20 protein-coding genes and 1 pseudogene are annotated in these 19,922 nt (G+C 67.5%); 8 read left to right on the top strand and 13 right to left on the bottom strand.

Annotation, left to right across the window (positions count from 1 at the left end; genetic code table 11):
* Positions 1 to 4 precede the first annotated feature (4 nt).
* A complete protein-coding gene (locus tag NV2_RS15530; RefSeq protein WP_067873910.1) occupies positions 5 to 517 on the bottom strand; it encodes an EXLDI protein in 513 nt (170 codons plus the stop codon).
* Positions 518 to 868: 351 nt separating this feature from the next.
* Here NV2_RS15530 and NV2_RS15525 point away from each other — a divergent pair.
* Positions 869 to 1,664 (top strand): annotated as a pseudogene (locus NV2_RS15525) (ABC transporter ATP-binding protein).
* 7 nt (positions 1,665 to 1,671) lie between these two features.
* Positions 1,672 to 2,433 (top strand): ABC transporter permease, encoded by a 762-nt coding sequence (locus NV2_RS15520; RefSeq protein WP_067873907.1) that lies wholly within the window; start codon positions 1,672 to 1,674, stop codon positions 2,431 to 2,433.
* Positions 2,434 to 2,487: 54 nt separating this feature from the next.
* Here the strand turns inward: NV2_RS15520 and NV2_RS15515 are convergent, their stop codons facing one another.
* Both NV2_RS15515 and NV2_RS15510 read right to left on the bottom strand, forming a co-directional pair.
* Positions 2,488 to 3,081 carry a TetR/AcrR family transcriptional regulator gene (locus tag NV2_RS15515; RefSeq protein ID WP_067873904.1) on the bottom strand — a complete coding sequence of 198 codons (594 nt, stop codon included), beginning with the start codon at positions 3,079 to 3,081 and terminating at the stop codon, positions 2,488 to 2,490.
* 181 nt (positions 3,082 to 3,262) lie between these two features.
* Entirely contained in the window at positions 3,263 to 4,171 is a 909-nt protein-coding gene (locus NV2_RS15510; protein ID WP_067873901.1) for a LysR family transcriptional regulator, read from the bottom strand.
* Between the two features lie 97 nt (positions 4,172 to 4,268).
* Here NV2_RS15510 and NV2_RS15505 point away from each other — a divergent pair, with 97 nt between their 5' ends.
* Positions 4,269 to 5,465, top strand: coding sequence for an MFS transporter (locus tag NV2_RS15505; RefSeq protein WP_067873898.1), 1,197 nt, complete (start codon positions 4,269 to 4,271; stop codon positions 5,463 to 5,465).
* A gap of 69 nt (positions 5,466 to 5,534) precedes the next feature.
* Here NV2_RS15505 and NV2_RS15500 read toward each other — a convergent pair whose 3' ends face one another.
* Positions 5,535 to 6,008, bottom strand: a complete 474-nt coding sequence (locus NV2_RS15500) for a group III truncated hemoglobin (RefSeq protein WP_067873895.1) — start codon at positions 6,006 to 6,008, stop codon at positions 5,535 to 5,537.
* Positions 6,009 to 6,513: 505 nt separating this feature from the next.
* Between NV2_RS15500 and NV2_RS15495 the strand changes: the two genes are divergently transcribed.
* The gene (locus NV2_RS15495) at positions 6,514 to 7,713 is read left to right on the top strand and encodes a polysaccharide pyruvyl transferase family protein (RefSeq protein WP_084474769.1); all 1,200 of its coding nucleotides are present in this window, start codon (positions 6,514 to 6,516) and stop codon (positions 7,711 to 7,713) included.
* Here NV2_RS15495 and NV2_RS15490 read toward each other — a convergent pair.
* Positions 7,710 to 8,579 carry an NmrA family NAD(P)-binding protein gene (locus tag NV2_RS15490; RefSeq protein ID WP_067873892.1) on the bottom strand — a complete coding sequence of 290 codons (870 nt, stop codon included), beginning with the start codon at positions 8,577 to 8,579 and terminating at the stop codon, positions 7,710 to 7,712. The two genes, NV2_RS15495 and NV2_RS15490, sit on opposite strands and share 4 nt — an antisense overlap.
* Positions 8,580 to 8,694: 115 nt before the next feature.
* Here NV2_RS15490 and NV2_RS15485 point away from each other — a divergent pair, with 115 nt between their 5' ends.
* Positions 8,695 to 9,291, top strand: a complete 597-nt coding sequence (locus NV2_RS15485; protein WP_067873889.1) for a TetR/AcrR family transcriptional regulator — start codon at positions 8,695 to 8,697, stop codon at positions 9,289 to 9,291.
* 77 nt (positions 9,292 to 9,368) lie between these two features.
* Here NV2_RS15485 and NV2_RS15480 read toward each other — a convergent pair whose 3' ends face one another.
* Positions 9,369 to 10,208 (bottom strand): helix-turn-helix transcriptional regulator, encoded by an 840-nt coding sequence (locus tag NV2_RS15480; RefSeq protein WP_245662613.1) that lies wholly within the window; start codon positions 10,206 to 10,208, stop codon positions 9,369 to 9,371.
* Positions 10,209 to 10,310: 102 nt separating this feature from the next.
* Here NV2_RS15480 and NV2_RS15475 point away from each other — a divergent pair, with 102 nt between their 5' ends.
* A complete protein-coding gene (locus tag NV2_RS15475; RefSeq protein WP_174550596.1) occupies positions 10,311 to 11,033 on the top strand; it encodes an SDR family oxidoreductase in 723 nt (240 codons plus the stop codon).
* Positions 11,034 to 11,080: 47 nt separating this feature from the next.
* Here NV2_RS15475 and NV2_RS15470 read toward each other — a convergent pair whose 3' ends face one another.
* Positions 11,081 to 11,644: a TetR/AcrR family transcriptional regulator gene (locus tag NV2_RS15470; protein ID WP_067873880.1), complete on the bottom strand. Its 564-nt coding sequence runs from the start codon at positions 11,642 to 11,644 to the stop codon at positions 11,081 to 11,083.
* Positions 11,645 to 11,725: 81 nt separating this feature from the next.
* On the opposite strand from NV2_RS15470, the gene NV2_RS15465 reads away from it, so the two are divergent.
* Both NV2_RS15465 and NV2_RS15460 read left to right on the top strand, forming a co-directional pair.
* A complete protein-coding gene (locus tag NV2_RS15465) occupies positions 11,726 to 12,493 on the top strand; it encodes an oxidoreductase (RefSeq protein WP_067873878.1) in 768 nt (255 codons plus the stop codon).
* A 98-nt stretch (positions 12,494 to 12,591) separates the two neighbouring features.
* A complete protein-coding gene (locus NV2_RS15460; RefSeq protein WP_067873875.1) occupies positions 12,592 to 13,101 on the top strand; it encodes a thioesterase family protein in 510 nt (169 codons plus the stop codon).
* Positions 13,102 to 13,115: 14 nt separating this feature from the next.
* Here NV2_RS15460 and NV2_RS15455 read toward each other — a convergent pair whose 3' ends face one another.
* From NV2_RS15455 to NV2_RS15425, 6 genes are all read right to left on the bottom strand, one after another.
* Positions 13,116 to 14,036, bottom strand: a complete 921-nt coding sequence (locus tag NV2_RS15455) for an alpha/beta hydrolase (RefSeq protein WP_067873872.1) — start codon at positions 14,034 to 14,036, stop codon at positions 13,116 to 13,118.
* Between the two features lie 403 nt (positions 14,037 to 14,439).
* Entirely contained in the window at positions 14,440 to 14,823 is a 384-nt protein-coding gene (locus tag NV2_RS15445; RefSeq protein ID WP_067873867.1) for a hypothetical protein, read from the bottom strand.
* A 1-nt stretch (position 14,824) separates the two neighbouring features.
* The gene (locus tag NV2_RS15440; protein WP_067873864.1) at positions 14,825 to 15,985 is read right to left on the bottom strand and encodes a thiolase C-terminal domain-containing protein; all 1,161 of its coding nucleotides are present in this window, start codon (positions 15,983 to 15,985) and stop codon (positions 14,825 to 14,827) included.
* Complete coding sequence (locus NV2_RS15435; protein WP_067873861.1) at positions 15,982 to 17,169, bottom strand: OB-fold domain-containing protein; 1,188 nt, start codon at positions 17,167 to 17,169, stop codon at positions 15,982 to 15,984. Before NV2_RS15435 ends, NV2_RS15440 begins: the two co-directional genes overlap by 4 nt.
* A gap of 25 nt (positions 17,170 to 17,194) precedes the next feature.
* Positions 17,195 to 18,406: a CaiB/BaiF CoA transferase family protein gene (locus NV2_RS15430; protein ID WP_067873859.1), complete on the bottom strand. Its 1,212-nt coding sequence runs from the start codon at positions 18,404 to 18,406 to the stop codon at positions 17,195 to 17,197.
* The gene (locus tag NV2_RS15425) at positions 18,406 to 19,887 is read right to left on the bottom strand and encodes an aldehyde dehydrogenase family protein (RefSeq protein ID WP_067873856.1); all 1,482 of its coding nucleotides are present in this window, start codon (positions 19,885 to 19,887) and stop codon (positions 18,406 to 18,408) included. Before NV2_RS15425 ends, NV2_RS15430 begins: the two co-directional genes overlap by 1 nt.
* Positions 19,888 to 19,922 lie beyond the last annotated feature (35 nt).

Below are 19,922 nucleotides of genomic sequence, written 5' to 3'. Positions count from 1 at the left end.
TCGGTCAGATATCCAGCTCTTCCACCGGAGGACGGTCGGCGATCCCGGAGACTCGCCGGTAGAGATGCTCGGGAATCTTGCCACGCAATTCATCCAGCGCATCGACGACCGTGAAATCGTAGTCGCCCCAATCGTATTCGACACCCAGCAGGCGACGCCAGTTCTTCAGGTCGCGCAGCCAGTTCGACGATTCGGGATAGTCCGACCAGTTCGAATACTGCTCGTGCAGGGCGTATTTCCCCTTGCGGCCACGAAACACCCGGATGTGCTCCATCCGCTCGTCGTTCACATCCCGATGTTCCCCGAGCAGGGCGCCCTGGAATCGCACCTGCCGAACACCGTTGTGCCCGACCCGGAGTACGACCTCCTCGTACCCCTCGGCCTTACCTTCTTCCAATTCGATGAATCTCTTGAGCGCGGCGACCACCGCGCCGGACAGATTTCCGCCGACCAATTCCTGTGCACGCTGAAACAGCGGTAGATCGTCATCGGCGACGTAAATGGTCTTGTTCGGCATAGTTCGACCATACGTAGAAATATACGTATATCGCAAGGATCGAAAGCGTATCTCCGCCCGACCGACGGGCACAGGCCCGTTCCACAGGCACCCGAGCGGGGATTACCCAAGCCAAGCCGCCACCCGGTCCTGAGGTGCAACCCCGGCGCCGGCGCGAACACCCACACCGACACCGCACCCCCTCTTGCGTGTACGTATACGTCTACTTATAGTGGCTTCAGGCAATGTACGTATACATCTACATAGACACAGCTTCGGTCGACACCGAGGTAACGGGCACGGAGGCACCCATGGTCATCTCGCAACTCACCACGAACACGATCACCGGCACGGGAAGGTAGGGGTACCTCGATGACCATCCGACAAGCCCCGGCGATCCGGGTACAGGGCCTGGAAAAGGCCTACGACAAGCTGAACGTGCTGCGCGGGGTCGACTTCGACGTCGAGCGGGGCAGCATATTCGCCCTATTGGGATCGAATGGCGCAGGCAAGACCACCCTGGTGAAGATCCTGTCCACGCTACTGAAGGCCGATGCGGGAACAGCCTGCGTCAACGGCTTCGATGTCACCGCCGAACCGGGTCGGGTCCGCGAGTCCATCAGCCTCACCGGACAGTTCGCCGCGGTCGACGAAATCCTCAGCGGGCGCGAAAATCTCGTGCTGATCGCCAAACTCCGGCATCTGAAGAACGCCGAACACATCGCCGACACCCTGCTCGAGCGGTTCGCTCTCACCGAGGCCGCCGGCCGGAAGGTCGCGACGTACTCCGGTGGTATGCGCCGTCGCCTCGACATCGCGATGAGCCTCATCGGGAACCCCGCCGGTCGTGTTCCTGGACGAACCGACGACGGGTCTCGATCCCCAGGCGCGCAACGAGGTATGGCAGGCCGTGTCCGAACTCGCCGGGCAAGGCACGACCGTGCTGCTCACCACCCAGTACCTGGAGGAGGCCGAACACCTCGCCGACCGGATCGCGATCCTGCACCGGGGCCGCATCGTCGTCGACGGCACTCTCACCGAATTGAAGCGGCTGCTGCCGCCCGCCGAGATCGAATACGTCGAGAAGCAGCCCAGTCTCGAAGACGTCTTCTTCGCACTCGTCGGCGACAACGAGCCCACCGACCACGACGCCACACGGACGAACTAGGACTGTGATGACCACGTATTTCTTCCCCGACACCACGCACCTGCTGGGCCGATCCCTGCGCCATGTCACCCGCAGCATGGACACCATCATCACGACCACGATCATGCCGATCGCTTTCATGCTGCTGTTCGTCTATGTTTTCGGCGGCGCGATCGACTCCGGTTCCGACTCGTACGTGCAGTATCTACTCCCCGGCATCCTGCTCATCACCATCGCTTCGGGCATCTCCTACACCGCGTTCCGACTGTTTCTCGATATGCAGAGCGGAATCTTCGAGCGCTTTCAATCCATGCCCATCGCGCGTTCCGCGGTGCTGTGGGCGCATGTGCTGACCTCACTGGTCGCGAACCTGATCTCGGTGGTGGTGGTCGTGCTCGTCGCCCTGCTCATGGGATTCCGTTCCAGCGCAGGGGTACCGGCCTGGCTGGCAGTCGCAGGCATCCTCACGTTGTTCACCCTCGCACTGACCTGGATCGCGGTGATCCCCGGCCTCACCGCGAAATCCCCCGACGGCGCCAGCGCCTTCTCCTACCCGCTGATCTTCCTGCCGTTCATCAGCTCGGCCTTCGTTCCCACCGACACCATGCCCGGACCGCTGCGTGCGTTCGCCGAAAACCAGCCGGTGACCTCGATCATCAACGCCATCCGCAACCTGCTCACCCAGCAGCCGGTCGGCGGCGATATCTGGATCGCGCTCGCCTGGTGTGTCGGCATTCTCGCCGTCGCCTATCTGTTCGCCATGAGCGTCTACCGTCGCAAGATTTCCTGACTCGGCACCCGGCGCCGACGCGGGCCGAACTCCTCGCCGCGCCCGACGGAGCCCTCAGGGACGGTCGGACAGAAGGCGATCGGCCAGTGATCGCGCCGTCGCGGTGAGTGTGGCCGTATCCATTCCGGTCCGGCTCATGAACACGATCCCTTGTTGCGCGGCGAGCAGGGCCCGGGCCAGGGCGAGCGGATCCGATTCGGCCGGCAGATCCCCCTCGTCCTGGGCGCGGACGACGCATTCCGCGATCAGCGCACTGGAGGTCTCGTAGCTGCCGTGGGCATGCGCGAGTACTTCCGGATCGGCGGTGCCGAGCTCACAAGTGCTGTTGGCCAGTAGGCAGCCGCGCCGGACGTCGGCATCGGCCGTATCGTCGATCGGCGACTCGAGCAGCATCCGCAGGGCGTCGATGGCCCGGGGAGCCTCGGCGAGGGCGCGTCGAAGGTGATCATGACCGTCGTCGGTATAACTGCGCAGCACTCGCAGAAACAGCCGACGCTTGTCACCGAAGGCGCCGTACAGACTACCTTTGCCCAGGCCGGTGACCCGCAGCAGATCGTCCAGCGAGGTCGCGGCATAACCGGCCGTCCAGAACTGTTCCCGGACGGCGTGCAACACCTGCTCCTCGTCGAACGCTCGTGGTCGTGCCATGAGGCCCAGAATACCGATTCTTGACCGTTCAGTCCGTCACGCGCGGATCGCGAGGGATCGGGGCCGATCAGCACTGGCACTGGCCGACGAAGGGGACGACGTCGCGATCGGCTACTCGTCCTCGCCGGATCGCGCGGCTGCGGTGGTCACCGAACTCGAGATGTGCACAGACGTACCAGGGCTACCGCACGGAGGCGGTGGTGAGTGCGCCGAACAGGGCCGCCAGTTTCGTCAATTGCGCGCACCGGTGCGACGTGCGCCAGACCAGTCCCATTCTGGATGCCTCGTCGAAACCGGTGACACGCACATAGGCCAGATCGGGGCGGCGGTTTCGGTCGGCGACGGGGCGGCAGGTCAGCATGGTGTATCGGCCGGTGGCGGCGAGGGTCATTCCCTCCTGGATCGTTGCCGCACGGACCGTCGAGGCGATCGGTTTCCCGAGCGGGGTGAAGCGGGGAAAATGCACCTCACGCCAATACTCCGGCGCCGGGCCGGACACCGACACCAGATCCACGTCGGCAAGCGCTTCCGCGTCGACCGATTCACGGCCCGCGAGCGGATTGTCCTGTCCCACAGCCAGCATCCGCGATGCGGGCGGAAACACGAACCCGACCGAAAGCTCCGGTTCGCGCACGGGCAGCAAGGCGACCGCGGCGTCGACCTGCCCGGTCAGCACGGCGCCGAACGGATCTCCGAGCGGAAGTTCCTGCAGCGTCAGGGCCACGCCCGGGTTCTCCCCGGAAAACCGAGTGAGCGCCGAGGTGACCGCCTCGTAGGCGATGCCCTGGAAACCGATGCGGACCGTCTCGGAGTGCTCGGCCCGGGCGCGGCGCCGAGCGCTGTCGATTTCACCGGCAAGTTCGTAGTAGCGAGGGCGGACCCGGTCCACGAATTCGGCGCCGGCATCGGTGAGAACGACTCGGCGACTGGTGCGATGCACGAGCTGCGCGCCGATATTGCGTTCCAAGGACGCGACGAGTTGACTCACGCGGCTCTGCGACACCCGCAGTCGCTCCGCGGTCCGTCCGAAGTGCAACTCCTCCGCCAGGATCAGCAGGCACTCCAGCTCACGGACAGGAAGGTCCGCCACAGCACTCCTTCCGGTCCGGTGATCGATCAGTTCAGCTCATCGAACAACGAGCGAAACGTCGTTGTTCCGCGACACCTCGCGCCGTTGACTGGGATTCATGTCCACAGTGAGTGAATCGCGAGTCCGCCCCGCGGACCCCACCGATCGCTGGTCCTCGATATCGGTCCTCGCCCTGTCCACATTTCTCGTCGTCACGGCGGAGATGCTTCCCGTCGGCGTGCTCACGCCCATGTCGTCGGGTCTCGGAATCTCCTCCGGCACCGCTGGTTTCAGCCTCGCGATCACCGGTGTCGTGGCGGCCTCGACCGCTCCGTTCGTCTCGCGGTTGATCGGAGAGCGGGATCGCCGTCGGGTTCTGGTAGCCGCTGCACTACTGCTCGCGGCCGGTAATCTCGTCACCGCCGTGGCGCCGGGGTTTGCGGTACTCGCGGCGGGTCGGGTGATGGTCGGCGTCGCCATGGCCGCCGTGTGGTCGCTCGCCGTGGCCGTTGCCACCCGGTTGGTCGGGGCCGCCCGGGCGAGCCTCGCGGTGTCGTTGGTGGTCAGTGGTGTTGCGGCGGCCTCGGTGCTGGGCGTGCCGCTGGGCACCGCGCTCGGCGATATCGCGGGATGGCGCAGCGCTTTCGGTGCTGCCGCGTTCGCCGGGCTCGTGCTCGCCGCCGCTCTGGCCCTGCTCCTACCGGCACTGCCCCCGCAACACGATGCAGACAGCGACGGCCCTCCGGACTCGCTGCTCGCCGTTCCGGCTGTCCGGCACGGCCTGATCGCGGTAATCCTGGTTGTCACAGCACATTTCGCCGCCTACACCTACGTCCGTCCGGCACTGGAGCAGTGGTCGGGCGTGCGCGGCGCCGGTATCTCACTGCTGCTGCTCGTCTACGGGCTGTGTGGAATCGCCGCGAACTTCGCCGCCGGCGCCGCGGCGGCGCGGCAGGTCCGGATGACACTGCTCGTGCTCGCGATCGGTATCACCGCGGCCCTGTCGAGTCTGCCGTGGCTGGGCACCACCGCGGCCGGCGCCGTCGCGGTGCTCGTGCTGTGGGGTCTGTCCTACGGTGGCGTCTCGGTGTGCAGCCAACTGTGGGCGATCCAGGCCGCGCCGGAGCGCCGAGAGGCCGTGACCGGGCTGTACACCGGTGCGTTCACCGGAAGCATCGCCCTGGGATCACTGGTCGGCGGTCTACTCCTCGACGGTGCCGGGCTCACCGCTCTGTTCTGGAGCTCGGCGGGCGTGGGAGCGGCGGCTGTCGCGGCCACGGTGGTCGGCCGTGGGCGTCCTGCCATGAAGACCTAACCCTCTGGGAACCACTGGCTTTCGGGCTGGGCAGACCGCGCGGCCGACGTTGCCCGGCCGGCGATGCGGTCAGCTGTGTGCAGACCCGACCGGTCCGTACTCGTGGATGCGCAGGCGCACCGCGGCGAGCGGAATATATCCCGGCCCACTGTCGCCGGCTCCGTTCGCTCCGGTGAGCCGGCGCATCATCGAGTTCGCTATGCGCTCTCCTTGAAGCTTGGCACGGTCGGCGTTCGGACCGCTGTAGCGGCCGTCCACACTGGCATGCCAGAGCTGCACCCAACGGCCGAAATGTGCCGCGGTGAGCGGGCGAGCCGCATGCAGCGCCGCGTGCGGGACGAACGCGTTACCGCGGTAATCGGCGTTCCTGAACAGTGCCCGGCTCCAGAAATCGGTGATTCTGGGCAGATGTGCTTCCAAGTCCATGCCGGCGACCTCGGTGAAGTACGGGCCGATCAGCGAGTCCGCGAAGGCCGCACCGTAGAACGCGCGCAGCAACCCGTCCAGATCCGTGCGATCGACGATATCCGGCAGGGCGCGCATAGCACCCATGCTAACCGTCGTGGCCCGAGGATGCAGAGTTGTTGCAGGTGGACCACGGTGCAACGAACCCCCGCTCGGAATCGGTGGGCTCACCCCGTGCCCGGCCGTCGGACAAGCCTCGGCACTGTGGGGACAGTGCAGCCCGGCTCAGGCCGCACGGAGAACATGTCGATCATCACGTCGGGCGGGGTCGACGGCATGTCGGACAGAGCATCCCGAGGCACCGACAAATACTGCGCCGCAACCTTTTTGCACGCGACATTCTGAGTGCCCGATGGGTTTCGTGCACTCACCACGGGACGACGTTCGGTACGGCGACGGGACCGGACCGGCCGCCGCACCACCGCTGGGGCGAACGCTGTGCGGCCGGTCTCGCTCTCGTCGCAAACGGCCGTATGTCACCGCGTCTTCCAGCAGAGTTGGCAGACATGCGAATCGCCCGGTATGCCGGGATGATGGCTGTAGGTACCTTTGCACGACATTTCACCACTCGATCGGACGTTTGATGCCCCCTCCGCTCTACTACCTGGTCGGTCCGGCAGGCCACCCGAACTACGGCGATGAACTCATCACCGCCGGGTGGTTACGTCATCTCGCCGTGATCGCACCCGAGGCGACGGTGTGGGTCGATACACATTCGCCGGGGCCGGCGCAGGTCATGCTCGGCGAGCTGCATCCGCGGGTGCGGTTCACCGATACGCTGTGGCGGCTGTGCTGGGAGGCTCCCTCCGAGGATCCGTGGCAGGTAGCGTCCTGGGTGCGGCGGGCCGTCGACGACCCGGGGTTGGCGCCGCGATGGGATCGTGGCATCGCACTGTTGCGGCGGGCCGAGGTGATTCACCTCCTCGGTGGTGGGTACATCAACCGGATCTGGCCGCGCCATATCGGGCTGGCGGCCGGTGCCGCCGCTGCTGCCCGCACCTCCGGTGCACGCTGTGTGGCGACCGGGCTCGGACTGTTTCCGGAGCCGGAGGGGGCCGGCCAACTGGTGCGGACCACCGCCTCCGAATTCGAGATCACCGATGTGCGCGACCGGGCGTCCGCGGAGCTGCTCGGCATCGCGCCCGGGGTCGACGATGCGTTTCTGTCGCAACCGCTCCTGCGCAGGGACGAGGAAGACCCGCCCGAGGTGATGCTGTGCCTGCAGAGCGATCTACTCGATGTCGACATCAGCGCGCTCGCCTCGGCCGTACTGCGGATCCTGCACAACTGGCAGATCCCACCGGAGCGGGTCGGCGTCGTGGAGGCCATCCCGGGGGTGGACCGCAAGGTTTTCGACCTCATCGAACATCAGCTGCCCGGTGCCCGCTTCCACCCGTTCGTCGAGGTCTGGGAACACGGTCTGCCGGTCTCGGCGACACAGACCTGGCTGACGACCCGGTTCCATATGCATCTGGTGGCGGCAATGGCCGGCGCGAGTGGGGTCGCAATCCCGATCAGCCCGGATTTCTATGCCACCAAGCATCGTTCGCTCATCGAGCTGGGTTCGGGGTGGACGATGCTGGACGACCTCCATCACGTTCCGCAGCGGCCGACGGGAAGCGGTTTCGATCCTTCGGTGATCGCGGCGGCACGCCGCGACAAGCTGGCGCTCGCGCGAACGATCTACCCACCCGCGCCACCGCCCGATCCGGTACCCGCCATCGCACCGCGATCACTGGGGCAATTCGCCGAAGCCGCGCGCGGGGCATGGCGGCGGCGCTAGAGCGTCCCGGGCTGCTCGCGGAGTGAGGCTGCAAGCAGGTCGGCGGCGCTGCGAGGAGTGCGGCCGAGGAGGTCGGTCAGCAGCGGGTCGGTTGCCGCGAACATTCCGGTCCGGGCCGCCCGAAACAGCATCAGTGTCATCCGGGCGACATGCTCCGGGATGCCGGCGGCGCGCTGATCTGCGAGCCACTGTTCGTCCTCCACGACGACACGTTCGACGCGACGGTCGCCGAGTTCCGAGGCGATCGCGGCGAAGTCGTCGAGCGTGACGGCGCGGGGCGCGGACAGTGTGACCGGCCCCTCGAAGGTGTCACCTCCGGCAAGGATGGCGGCGGTGGCCTCGGCGATATCGGCGCGGTCCACCCACCCGACGGGGCCGTCGGCCGGCGCGGCGATCACTCCGGTCTGCCGCCACGGGCCGAGAAGTTGGTCCACGCTGCCGAAAAAGCCGTAGCGCAGCGCGGTCCAGGCGATTCCGGAGTCGGCGAGGACGGCCTCGGTCGCAGCGTGTACGTGCGCGGGCAGGTACGGGCTCTCGGCAGCGACTGCCTGCTGGCTCGTGTACAGGATCCGCTGAGCACCGGCGGCAACGGCAGCGTCGATGGCGTTGCGGTGCAGGGCGACCGTATCCGCGGTGGGGTCGTTACCGGAGACCAGCAGCACCTGCTCGGCGCCCGCGAACGATGCACGCAGCGCGGCCGGATCCTCGTAGGAGCCCTGCCGCACACGTACTCCGCGGGCAGCGAAGTCCTGCGCCTTGGCGGTGTCACGGACGCTGATGCCGATGCGCTCGGCCGGCATGCGGTCGAGTAGGTGCCGCACGGTAGCGCCGTTGAGGGCGCCGGTCGCGCCGGTGACAACGATCATGGTCGACACTCCCTACATAAGTTGACCTATCTGGTCAGGTTAGTGATGTTCCCGATGTTAGGTAACCTGACCACATGGGTCAAATTACAGCGACGACAACGGGCGATTCCGGGACATGACAGCCCACCATTCCTCGAAGCCCCAGCTCCGCGCGGACGCCCGGCGCAATGCCGACCAGATTCGTCGCGCGGCGATCGACGCCTTCCAGGGACGGGGCCTGACCGTTCCTCTGGACGAGGTGGCCAAGGCGGCGGGCGTCAGCAAGGCGACGATCTTCAACCGGTTCGGGGGCCGCCTCGGCCTGATCGAGACGGTGATCGAAGAGGTCGTCACGACCGAGCTCTACGCCATCATCGACCGCACCCGGTCGATCGACGACGCGGGCGAACAGCTCGCCTTCTACATCACCGCGATCCGCGATCTGCAGTACCGCCAGCCGGCGACCGTCGACGTTCTGCTCGAGGTCTACCCCGACGCCGCCGCGCTCATGGAGATCTGCACGGTCGCAGGGGCATTCAACGAAGAACTCGTCGCACGGAGTCACGCTTGCGGGATACTGCGCCCCGAGTTCACCGCGAACGACCTGCACGCACTACTCCACGACAACGCCCTCGTACTGAAGTACGGAGTTCGCCCGCGCCGCGAGGACTACGACCGCCGCACCACCTACCTCCTCGCCGGAATCCGCGTTCAACCTCCGGCCGGCGAATGAGCACTCCGACCACCGCGGGACTCAGCAACAAGGAACTGCGCCACGACCGGTTCCGGATGCCCGGTGGCCGGCCCGGCTCAGTGGAGCGAGGTCCGTTCGCGGGCGGTGGCAGCGAGGGAGCCCAGCAACGCCAGGGCGCGGCTGCTGGGTGAGGCCGGTTCGGCGTGGTAGACGACCAGTTGCTGCCCGGGATCGGAGCGGACGTCGAAGGTTTGCATCGTCAGCATCATCGGGCCGACGTCACGGTGGTCGAAATGCTTGTGCGCCAATGCTTTGCCGCGAGCATCGTGCGTGTCCCACAGTCGTGCGAATTCGGGACTGCGGTCGAGCAGCTCGGTGAGTACCTGCCGGACCCGGGGATCGTCGGGTGCCTCGCCGTAGCCGAGACGGAAGCCTGCGACCGAATTCCGCGCCACGTCGTGCCAGTCCCGGTAGAAGGTGCGCGCCACCGGGTCGGTGAACACGATGTGCAGCAGATTCCGGGAATGGGTCCAGTCGTGGAACAACGCGTCGGCGATCGCATTGGAGGCGAGGACGTCGTAGGCGCGGTTGTAGACGACGGCGGGGTTGTCTGGCCAGGCACTCATTAGCTGGAGCAGGCCCGGATCCACCTGATCGCGGCCGGCCGCCGCTCGAGCCCGCGGGCCGAGGCCGACCAGATGGAACAGGTGCCGGCGGCCGTCGTCGTCCAGGCACAGTGCCGTGGACAGCGCGTCGACGACCTGCGCCGAGGGTCCCCGTTCGCGGCCCTGCTCGAGGCGGATGTAGTAGTCGACGCTGACACCGGCCAGCAGTGCCACCTCCTCGCGCCGCAGCCCCGGCACCCGACGTGTGCCGCTCGACCGAAGATTCACATCGGCGGGACGCACCTGCGCTCGACGGGCGCGCAGGTATTCGCCGAGTTCGGTAACAGCCACGGAATCCAGCGTAGGCCGCGGCCGGACCCTCATCCTGGGTGCGCTACTCCCAGGAGAAGGCCGTCCTGCCATCGCAACGCCTACCCGGCGATCGTGGTCGGCATGGAATCGACATCGAAGACAGTTCTCGTCACCGGAGCCAGTAGCGGCATCGGTGCAGCCATCGCCCTGCATCTCGCCGAGGCGGGCCATCAGGTCGCCGCCGGTGCTCGGCGGCTCGATCGCGTACAGGCACTCGCCGAACGGACCGGCGGCCGGGTCCGCGCCGTGGCGCTCGATGTCACCGACCGAGCATCGTTCGAGGCCTTCGCCGGGGCCGCCCTCGAGCAGACCGGCAGGGTGGATGCGCTGGTGAACAATGCCGGCGTCATGCCGCTGTCACGGCTCGATTCCCTGTTGGTCGAGCAGTGGGATCGAATGGTGGACGTCAACATCCGCGGACTGCTGCACGGAATCGCCGCGGTGTTACCGCATTTCACCGCACAGGGCGCCGGGCATTTCCTGACCGTCGCCAGTGTCGGAGCACACGAGGTGGTGCCGACCGGCGCCGTCTACAGCGGCACCAAACACGCCGCATGGGCCATCACCGAAGGGCTGCGCCAGGAGTGCGATCCGGGAATCCGGGTCACGACGATCTCGCCGGGTGTGGTGGCGTCCGAACTGGCGGACTCGATCACCGATCCGGGGGCGGCAGCGGCGATGCGTACCTACCGCGCCCACGCCATGCCACCGGCGGCCATCGCCGCCGCCGTGGCCTACGCGATGGATCAACCGGCAGACGTCGACGTCAACGAGATCGTCGTGCGCCCGACCCGGCAACGCTGACCGGCGACGGCTCACCTCTACCGGACAGCACCGAGCACCCGTCCGGATCATGGTGCGCTGTAACGTAACCCGTCGTAGAGGATCGTGACGATCACGACTGCGTCCTCCCTCCAGCCGGTGGCGCGTATTCCGCAGATGCCACCCAGTGCGCGCAGCACGACACGGCCGCTGATTCCACCGCGCAGCAGGCCGTCGGCCGCACCTGCGGCAAGGAGCTCGTCGAGGGCGCCGGCCATTTCGGCGCGGGTGTCGTCGTAGATCGGGGAGTCGGTGGCCATGATGCTCTCCAGCACTGCACCCATTCCCCTACCTACCGCCGCATGCTCCACGAGCAGCAGCAGGAAGGCGTGCAGGGCTTGGTCCGCGGGGTGGTGTGCGAGCAGTCGCGCGGGTGCCGCACACAGTTCGGCGACTTCTCGGCGATACACCTCCGCCACGAGCGCTTCGCGGGTGTCGAAGTGGCGGTACAGGGTGCCGACGGACACGCCGGCTCGGCGGGCGATCTCCTCGACGTAGGCGTCACCGTCGGCGAGCAGTGCCGACCTCGCCGCGGCCAGCAGGGCATCGCGGTTGCGGCGGGCATCGGCACGCAGTGGGCGTGATGGTGGCACTGTTTCCTCCCTAAGGTGAGCCCGACTCCGTTTATGTGTACAGTTTCCGGAGTCGGGTTCACTTTACTGAAGGAGTACCTCGTGACACACGAAGAGTTCGCCGGTCTGCGCGTACTGGTCACCGGCGGCAGCCGCGGGCTGGGGGCAGCGACCGCTCGCCGGTTCGCCGCCGGTGGCGCCACGGTGCTGACGGCATCACGCACTGCGCCACCGGACGACCTCCCGGCCGGCTTCATTCGCGCCGACCTGCGCTCGGAAGCAGGAGTCGCCGAGCTCGCGCACCGCGTACTGGACAGCGTCGGTGGTGTCGATGTGCTGGTCGACAATGCCGGAGCGATGACCCCGTCGATGCCGACCCTGCAGCGGACCGACGCGTCATGGTTGTCCGATCTCGAGATGAACCTGCTCAGCGCGGTCCGACTCGATCGCGCGCTGGTTCCCGGGATGGTCGAGCGGGGTTCCGGCGTCGTGGTGCACGTCTCGTCGATCGCGAGCCGTCTCCCCCAGCCCGCGGAGGCGTCCTATGCCGCCGCGAAGGCCGCACTCAATGCCTACAGCCGCGAGCTGGCGACCGCGGTGGGGAAACACGGTGTGCGCGTGGTGTGTGTGCTGCCGGGGTTCGTCGTCACCGAGGGGGCAGCCGATCATCTGCGGCACCTGGCCGAGCAGCGGGGTGTCGGCGTCGACGAGGTGCGGCAGCAGATCGTGGACCACCTGCAGGTGCCCATGGGCCGCCCGGGCGAACCCGAGGACGTCGCGGAAATGATCGCATTCCTCGCTTCCGAGCGGGCCAAATGGCTCACCGGCGCCCAGTACCGAGTGGACGGCGGCATTCTCTCCGCAGCCTGAACCGGCAACCGCATTGCCCAGCGGGATCGGGAGTTGACCCGCGTTTCCCGTGCGGCCGATGATCGGTGTCGACCCGTTCGCCACGAGAGGACCCCACGATGCCCGAGAGCACACCGTTGCGGCGCGCCGACGCGGCCGGCAGTGTGCGCACCCTCGAATGCGCGGTCGAGGATGCGTGGATCGATATCAACGACCACATGAACGCCCAGTACTACGGGATCGTCATCTACCGCGCCCATGCCGCATTCACCGACATCCTGGGGTTGGGCGACGACTACGTCCGCCGGACCGGATTCGGGAAGGTCGTCGTGCAGACCACGATGAGCTACGAGCGCGAGGTGCGACGCGGGAGCCGTCTCGCCGTCGACTCGTGGTTACTCGGCGTGGATGCCAAGCGGCTGCACTTCTTTCACGAGTTGCGCAACCTCGGCGACGGCACGCGTGCGGCGGTGTCGGAGCAACTGGATCTCCATGTCGACCTCGGGACGCGGCGGACGGCCCCACTGCCGGCCGAGATGTCGGCCCGGCTCACGGATTTCGCCGCGAGACAGGCCGCATCACCGCAGCCCGAGGGCGTGGGGCGCACCATTCGAGTGCCGGGGAACTGACCGGACCCGATCCGTCACAGACCGAGAGTCTCCGCCAACCAGCGGCGCGATCGCGCATGATAATCGCGGGTGACGGGGACTCCCGGCGCCCAGCTCTCGAACCCGTGTGGCGCGCCCGGCACCACATCCACCTCGACCTCCACCCCGGCGGCACGCAACCGGTCCGCATACGCGAGATCCTCGGCGTGGAACAGGTCGATCTCCCCCACCCCGATCCAGGTCGGTGGCTGACCGGTGAGATCGTCACGCCGGGCGGCCACCGCGAACTCGGGCGCCGGTGACGTGCCCGGTTCCGCACCGAGGTAGCTGCGCCAGCCGTGCCGGTTCTGCCGGTTGCTCCAGGCGAAATGCTTCACGCCGTCCAGATCGCTGCGGACCACCGTGCGATCGTCGAGCATCGGCGCACTCAACCACAGCGCCGACGGACGCGACCCACCGGAGGCCACCAGCCGTTGACTCAGGCAGGCCGCGAGTCCGCCGCCCGCGCTCTGACCGCCGAGCACCACCCGCGCCGGATCGGTGCCGAATCGAGCCGCGTTGCGCTGCAACCACATCCAGGCGATCCAGCAGTCGTCCAGCGGGATCGGGAACGGATGTTCGGGAGCGAGGCGATAATCGACCGAAACGACCGTGAGACCCAGCTTTCGCGCGGTGACGGCGCACAGCGTCTCGTCCTGGGCGGGACTGCCGAGCACATAACCACCACCATGGATCCACAGCAGCGCCGCATCGGTCGCCCCCGCGGTGGGACGATAGACGCGCAACGGGACCCGCCCGGCCGTGAGGCTTTCGATGCGCACCCCGTCCACGTCACGGGCCGGACGATGCGCGGCCCCCCATCTCAACAGCCGCAGCGCCCACCGGTGGCCGATCGGCAGGGGCGGCACCCAACGCAACGGTCCGCGCAGTTCCGGTGCCACGAGCGATATATCCATGACCGAACTCCTCTTCGTTCCGGTACCGCACACGCACCGATACCGAGTGCCCGCACGGTACCGTGCGGGCGCGTCGGGGACGGTCGGAATTGATCTTCCGTGCGCAGGCTGTCGTCACCTCATCGCCCGGTACGGACCGCCGCGACCGACGGCAGAACATCGATCAGTTCCCGGGTCCGATCCGGTGGTGCGGCCGACGTCCGCCAGGCGATATAGCCGTTGGGGGCGGATCGGTGTGGCCCCCGTGGGGCCGACACCGTAGACCTGACGGAATACGGTGGGGTCCTCGAAGGAGATACCGGCTCCCACATGCGCGAAACCCGCCGCACTCCGGGCAGTATTCGACCTGCTCGAACACGGTGTGCACGGCATCCGCTGAGCACGCCGCGCCTGTTCCTGCCTCTCAGTCCGGGCTGACGATGCGCACCGTCTGGGGCCGCAACCAGTGTGACCGGGCCGGGACGACCGCCAGCAGGCTCTTGCGCCGAGCCAGTGCCACCGCATGGCCGCCGGCGCCGAACGGGACGTGTTGCCAGGTCCAGTTGCAGCCGTGCGGGGCGAGCAGCATCGCGGTCTGGGCGAAGTCGGCGTGTTCGACCTGTTCGGCGTCGATGAAGATGCCGACCATGATCGAACTCACCATGGCCGGTGCCAAGGTGCCGTCACACACCACGTGGACGGTCCCGTCGCGGCCGACGTAGCGGGCGGCCCAATCCAGGACGGTGCGGCGCCGGGACGGGCGACCGGTGACCAGCGCGACGACCTCGGTATCCGATCGCGATGACATCTCAGGTGCCGGGCCCCTCCAGAATCGTCACCGCCGATACCGCCGTGGGTCCGCCGAGATTGTGCGCCAATCCGATTCGCGCTCGCTCGACCTGGTTGGCAGCGGTGCCGCGCAGCTGGGAGAACAATTCCACACACTGTGCCACACCGGTCGCGCCGGGCGGGTGTCCTTTGGATTTCAATCCGCCGCTCGGATTCACCGGTAGTGTCCCGCCGATCCCGGTCGTGCCCGCTTCCAGCAGCTTGTGTGCCTCGAAGCGGTCGGCGAAGCCGAGGTCCTCGTAGCTGATCAGTTCGATTCCGGTGAAGAAGTCGTGCACCTCGGCGACGTCGACGTCGGCCGGAGTCAGTCCGGCCATCCCGAAGGCACGCGCGGCTGCCCGGACCGTGGCCGGGAAGCTCGTCATATCCCGCTTGTGCTGGTGCATCACCGAATCCAGGCCCAGGCCCACACCCCGGATCCACACCGGACGATCGGTGTAGCGATCCACCACATCCTCGGCGGCCAGGATCAGGGCCGCGGCGCCGTCGCTCTGCGGTGCGCAATCGTAGACGCCGAACGGGTCGGCGACGATCGGCGCGTTCAGTGCCTGTTCGAGGGTGATCTCGAAACGCAGGCGTGCCTTCGGATTGGCGACACCGTGCCGATGGTTCTTGACGGCGATCATGGCCAGATGTTCCCGCCCGGCCGAGGATTCGTGCAGATAGCGGGCTACGTGCAGAGCGAATCCGGCGGGTGCGATCAGGCCCAGCGGGTAGTCCCAGGCCATATCACGCGCCATCGCCTCCCACTCCCAGACCATGTCCTTGGACGCGGATTCGCGCACCTTGTCCGCACCGATCACCAGCGCCACATCGCACGCACCCGAGGCGATCCCGTAGAGCGCGTTACGCACCGCGTCGTTTCCGGTGGCGCACGAGTTCTCGATCCGGGTCACGGGCAGATCGGGCAGGCCGAGCACATCGGCGAAGATGCCGGAGGGAAAACCGTCGGGGGTCCCCATGGCGCCGAACCAAGCCGCCTGCAGATCGGCCGTGGCGACTCCTTTGTCGACCGAACCGGCGCATTCGGCGAACGCCATCGGCAGCAGATCTTTGATGCCGAGGGCGAAATGCTCGGCGAACGGCGTCATCCCGGCGCCGACGACCGCGACTCTTCTCATGCTGTCTCCTGCTCGGGTTCGAACGCATACCCGTAGTCGGGCACCCCGGAGCGCATCGCCACCCGGCGCAACACCATGCGCCCGCGGTCGCCGATGCGGACGGTGCCCGGATCGGTCCCGGTGACCTTGACCAGCGCGCGAACCTCGACGCCGTCCAGTTCGACGATCGCCAGCGAGTAGGGCGTACGCAGGCCGGGCACCGGGACGTGCACGGTCACCTGCGTGTAGACGGTTCCGGTGCGCGGCAACGGGACCAGGGTGTAGTCGGTGGTGAGCCGGCCTGCCTCGTCCAAGCGGTAGCGCGGCGGAAAATCCAATTCCTCGCTACCCGGATGTACCCCCGCCTCCCAGCGCACCTTCGCTTCGAAGGCCCGTTCGTAAGCAGCCAGCGAAATCGGGATGTCCGCGCCCGGTACAGCGACACCGTCCGGTTCGGCCCGCACCTCCGGTTCCCGCCGGTACACCCGGACCGGACCGGCGGATACCGTCACCCCGGACAGGCTGGCCTGCTCGACCCCGACGAGCAGGCCGGTCTGCCCCCATTCGGCCAGTGCCGCAAGGGCGAACAGGCTCGACCCGGCACCGGTGGTCGGCAGTCGCGGTGGGTCGCCGAGACACAGGTGCGCGGCCTCACGATGATCGACCCCCGCCACCATCGCAGGGGTATCCACCCAGGCCACCGCCAGTGACGCCACCAGACCGCGTTCGTGCAGCAGCCGTGGGTCGCCGTAGTCGTGCACAGCACCGGTGGTGTTGCGGGTACGCACCGGCAGACTGCGCGCGACCCGGGCTGCGGTGCGCACCGCCAGCCCACGCTCGGCGACCAGGGCCGCCGCCGCACCGGCGGGATCCAGGTCGACACCGATGATCAGCGTGCGCGGACGCGCGGAACTCAATGCATCCAGTGTCGCCGGCGCACCGCCGAGACGTTCGATCACCTCGAGCTCGGGGTCCAGGCCGAGCCCCGCCAGCAGTACCGCGGCGTTACTGCTCTCCAGCAGCGGCAGATCCCGGCTCACCACCACGACACGTTCCACATAGGCGGTCGCCCGCGGGGCGCCCGACAAGGCGGCGCGACCGGCCTCCACGGCGAGAGTCACCGCATCCTCGTCGTCCCCGGGCAGTCTGCCGTCCGGGCCGCCCCAGCACGGCAGATAGGTTCCGATCGACGCCACGCTCGGCATGCCGGCGCCCTCCTCTCCGAGTACGTCAGGTGATAGCGCCGGCCGTTTTCAGCGCGATGATGCGATCCCAGTCCAGCCCGAGTTCGAGCAGCACCTCCTCGGTGTGCGCGGCGAATTCCGGGCCGGGCCGGGTGTCGGGGGCGGTCACATCGAACTGCACCGGATTGGCGACCATTTCCAGCTCACCGGCCTGCACCAGGTATTCGTTGGCACGGATCTGCGGATCCGACCCCACCTGCAGACTATCCTGCACCGGCGCCCACGGACCGGACAGCGTCGCCAGTTTCTCCGTCCATTCGGCGAGGCTGCGCTTACCGATGGCTTCGCGCAGGATCTGCACGCCCGCTTCGGTATTGGCCGCGATCGATTCCGTGGTGGCGAAGCGCGGATCGTCGGCCAGTTCCGGGCGGTCGATATGGCGCATCACGTCACCCCAGAACTTGGTGGGCTGCAACATCACCAGGGACAGATACCGGTCGTCGGAGGTCTTGTAGAGGCCCGACAGCGGATTCGTCAGCGCACCGTGTGACCCCGGCGCGGGCGCCAGCAGCGGCTCGTTCACATGTCCCGACAGCGCGATCGTGTGGCCCATCGACCACAGGCCGCTGCCCAGCAACGACACGTCGACCACCGAGGGGGTGCCGGTGCGTTCGCGTTTGAGCAGTGCCGCGGCGATACCGCCGGCCAGATTGGTACCGGAGATGGTGTCCCCGAAGGCCGGGCCCGGTGGGGAGATGAGGCCGTCCATCCCCTCGGGGGTGATGGTGGCCGCCACCGAACCACGGCACCAGAACGCGGTCATATCGAACCCGCCCTTGGTGGCCTCTTCGCCGCGCGGGCCCAGGGCACTACCGCGCGCGTAGACGATATCCGGATTCACTGCCCGGATGTCGTCGACGTCGATTCCGAATTTGGTGCGCGCCTGGGGCAGGAAACTGGTCAGGAAGACGTCGGCGGTCTTGGCCAGTTCGTGGATCACCTCGCGTCCCTGCTCGGTCGACATGTCCAGTCCGATACTGCGTTTGCCGCGGTTGGCATGCTCGATGTTGGGGTTGGGATCGCCTTCGACCTTGATGGGGCCGATCTGGCGCAGCCCGCGCTGCGGATCACCGGTGCGGGCATGCTCCACCTTCACCACGTCCGCCCCCCATTCGGCCAGCACCGCGCCGGCCGACGGCACGAAACCGTACATGGCGACCTCGAGTACCCGGATCCCGTCCAGGGGTTTGCTGCTCATCACGCCACCACCGCGCCGAAGGACTTCTGCTCGAGGAACTCCTCGATACCGGCCGTACCCATCTCGCGGCCGATGCCGGACTGCTTGTAGCCGCCGAAGGGCACGTCGGGGTGAAAGTAGTTGCCGCCGTTGATACTCATGGTGCCGGTGCGGATCCGCCGTGCCACCGCCAGCGCCCGGTCCTCGTCGGCGGAGAACACGCCGCCGGACAGCCCGTAGATGGAGTTGTTGGCGATCCGCACGGCGTCCTCGTCGTCGTCGAACGGGATCACCGCGAGCACGGGGCCGAAGACCTCCTCCTGCGCGATCTCGCTGTCGGGATCGACGCCGGCGAGCAGGGTCGGGGTGTAGAAGTACCCCGGATCGACCTTCTCGCCGCCGCACACCAGTTTCGCGCCCGCGTCCACGGCGCGCTGCACCAGGCCGTGCACCTTGTCACGCTGGCGCTGCGAGATCAGCGGGCCCATATAGTTCGCGGGATCTCCCGGGTCCCCGTAGCTGACCTTGCCCATGAAGCCGGCCACCTTCTCCACGATCTCGTCGTGACGGGCGCGCGGCACCAGCATGCGGGTGGTGATGGCGCAGCCCTGCCCGGCGTGGCTGCAGATGCTGAAGGCACCGAACATGGCGGCGGTGTCGACATCTCCGTCGTCGAGCACGACGGCCGCGGACTTGCCACCGAGTTCCAGGAACACCCGCTTGAGCGAATCGCCTGCGGCGGACATGATCTGGCGGCCCACGACGGTGGATCCGGTGAAGCTGACGACGTCCACATCACGGTGGGTGGTCATGGTCTTGCCGACCTCGACGTCCGAACCCGACAGGACGTTGACCACCCCGGCGGGGATGTCGGTGTGCTCGGCGATCACCTCACCGAGCGCCAGCGTCGCGAGCGGGGTGTCGGGCGCGCCCTTGAGAACCACCGTGCACCCGGCGGCCAGCGCCGGAGCCAGCTTCGCCAGCGCCAGCTGATGCGGGTAGTTGTAGGCGGCGATCGCCGCGACCACACCGGAGGCTTCGCGCTCCACCCAGCGCCGGTGCTTGCGGCCACGATCCTCGGCCTCGCCGAGATCCTCGGTGCGCGGGTAGGTCCGGGTGAGTCCCGCGAAATACTTCACGATCTCGAACGGCGTCTCGAGCTGATTGGCGTGAGTCATCATGCGGGTCGCACCGACCTCTGCGATGGTCAGCTCCCGAAGTTCTTCCACGTTGTCGCGCAGCGCGTTGTAGAACTGCTCCAGGCAGTGCGCCCGGAACTCGGTGTTCGTGGACCAGTCGGTGGTGTCGAAGGCCCGGCGCGCGGCCGCGATCGCGGCTTCGGTGTCGGCGACGCTCGCCTCCGGCGCGTATCCGTAGATCTCACCGGTGGCGGGGTTGAGCGAGGAGAAACTGCGCTCCCCCGCGACGAGTTCACCGTTGATCAGCATTCGTCTGGTGACGGCGCGCCCGTCGCCGGCCGTCGCGTTGCCCTGAGCTGGCATCCCGTCTCCTCGTTCTATGGAAATTCCATTCTCGA

This window comes from Nocardia vermiculata NBRC 100427, assembly GCF_001613265.1.
Taxonomy (GTDB): Bacteria; Actinomycetota; Actinomycetes; order Mycobacteriales; family Mycobacteriaceae; genus Nocardia; species Nocardia vermiculata.
Note: the sequence above shows the minus strand (reverse complement) of the source record. Positions and strands in the feature narration are given on the sequence as shown.

Coding starts and splice junctions, on each gene's coding strand:
- NV2_RS15455 (WP_067873872.1), bottom strand. CDS start 14,036: ATGGATATATCGCTCGTGGCACCGGAACTGCGCGGACCGTTGCGTTGG.
- NV2_RS15515 (WP_067873904.1), bottom strand. CDS start 3,081: ATGGCACGACCACGAGCGTTCGACGAGGAGCAGGTGTTGCACGCCGTC.
- NV2_RS15490 (WP_067873892.1), bottom strand. CDS start 8,579: ATGATCGTTGTCACCGGCGCGACCGGCGCCCTCAACGGCGCTACCGTG.
- NV2_RS15440 (WP_067873864.1), bottom strand. CDS start 15,985: ATGAGAAGAGTCGCGGTCGTCGGCGCCGGGATGACGCCGTTCGCCGAG.
- NV2_RS15485 (WP_067873889.1), top strand. CDS start 8,695: ATGACAGCCCACCATTCCTCGAAGCCCCAGCTCCGCGCGGACGCCCGG.
- NV2_RS15475 (WP_174550596.1), top strand. CDS start 10,311: ATGGAATCGACATCGAAGACAGTTCTCGTCACCGGAGCCAGTAGCGGC.
- NV2_RS15430 (WP_067873859.1), bottom strand. CDS start 18,406: ATGAGCAGCAAACCCCTGGACGGGATCCGGGTACTCGAGGTCGCCATG.
- NV2_RS15445 (WP_067873867.1), bottom strand. CDS start 14,823: ATGTCATCGCGATCGGATACCGAGGTCGTCGCGCTGGTCACCGGTCGC.
- NV2_RS15530 (WP_067873910.1), bottom strand. CDS start 517: ATGCCGAACAAGACCATTTACGTCGCCGATGACGATCTACCGCTGTTT.
- NV2_RS15500 (WP_067873895.1), bottom strand. CDS start 6,008: ATGCGCGCCCTGCCGGATATCGTCGATCGCACGGATCTGGACGGGTTG.
- NV2_RS15460 (WP_067873875.1), top strand. CDS start 12,592: ATGCCCGAGAGCACACCGTTGCGGCGCGCCGACGCGGCCGGCAGTGTG.
- NV2_RS15495 (WP_084474769.1), top strand. CDS start 6,514: ATGCCCCCTCCGCTCTACTACCTGGTCGGTCCGGCAGGCCACCCGAAC.
- NV2_RS15425 (WP_067873856.1), bottom strand. CDS start 19,887: ATGCCAGCTCAGGGCAACGCGACGGCCGGCGACGGGCGCGCCGTCACC.
- NV2_RS15435 (WP_067873861.1), bottom strand. CDS start 17,169: ATGCCGAGCGTGGCGTCGATCGGAACCTATCTGCCGTGCTGGGGCGGC.
- NV2_RS15505 (WP_067873898.1), top strand. CDS start 4,269: ATGTCCACAGTGAGTGAATCGCGAGTCCGCCCCGCGGACCCCACCGAT.
- NV2_RS15520 (WP_067873907.1), top strand. CDS start 1,672: ATGACCACGTATTTCTTCCCCGACACCACGCACCTGCTGGGCCGATCC.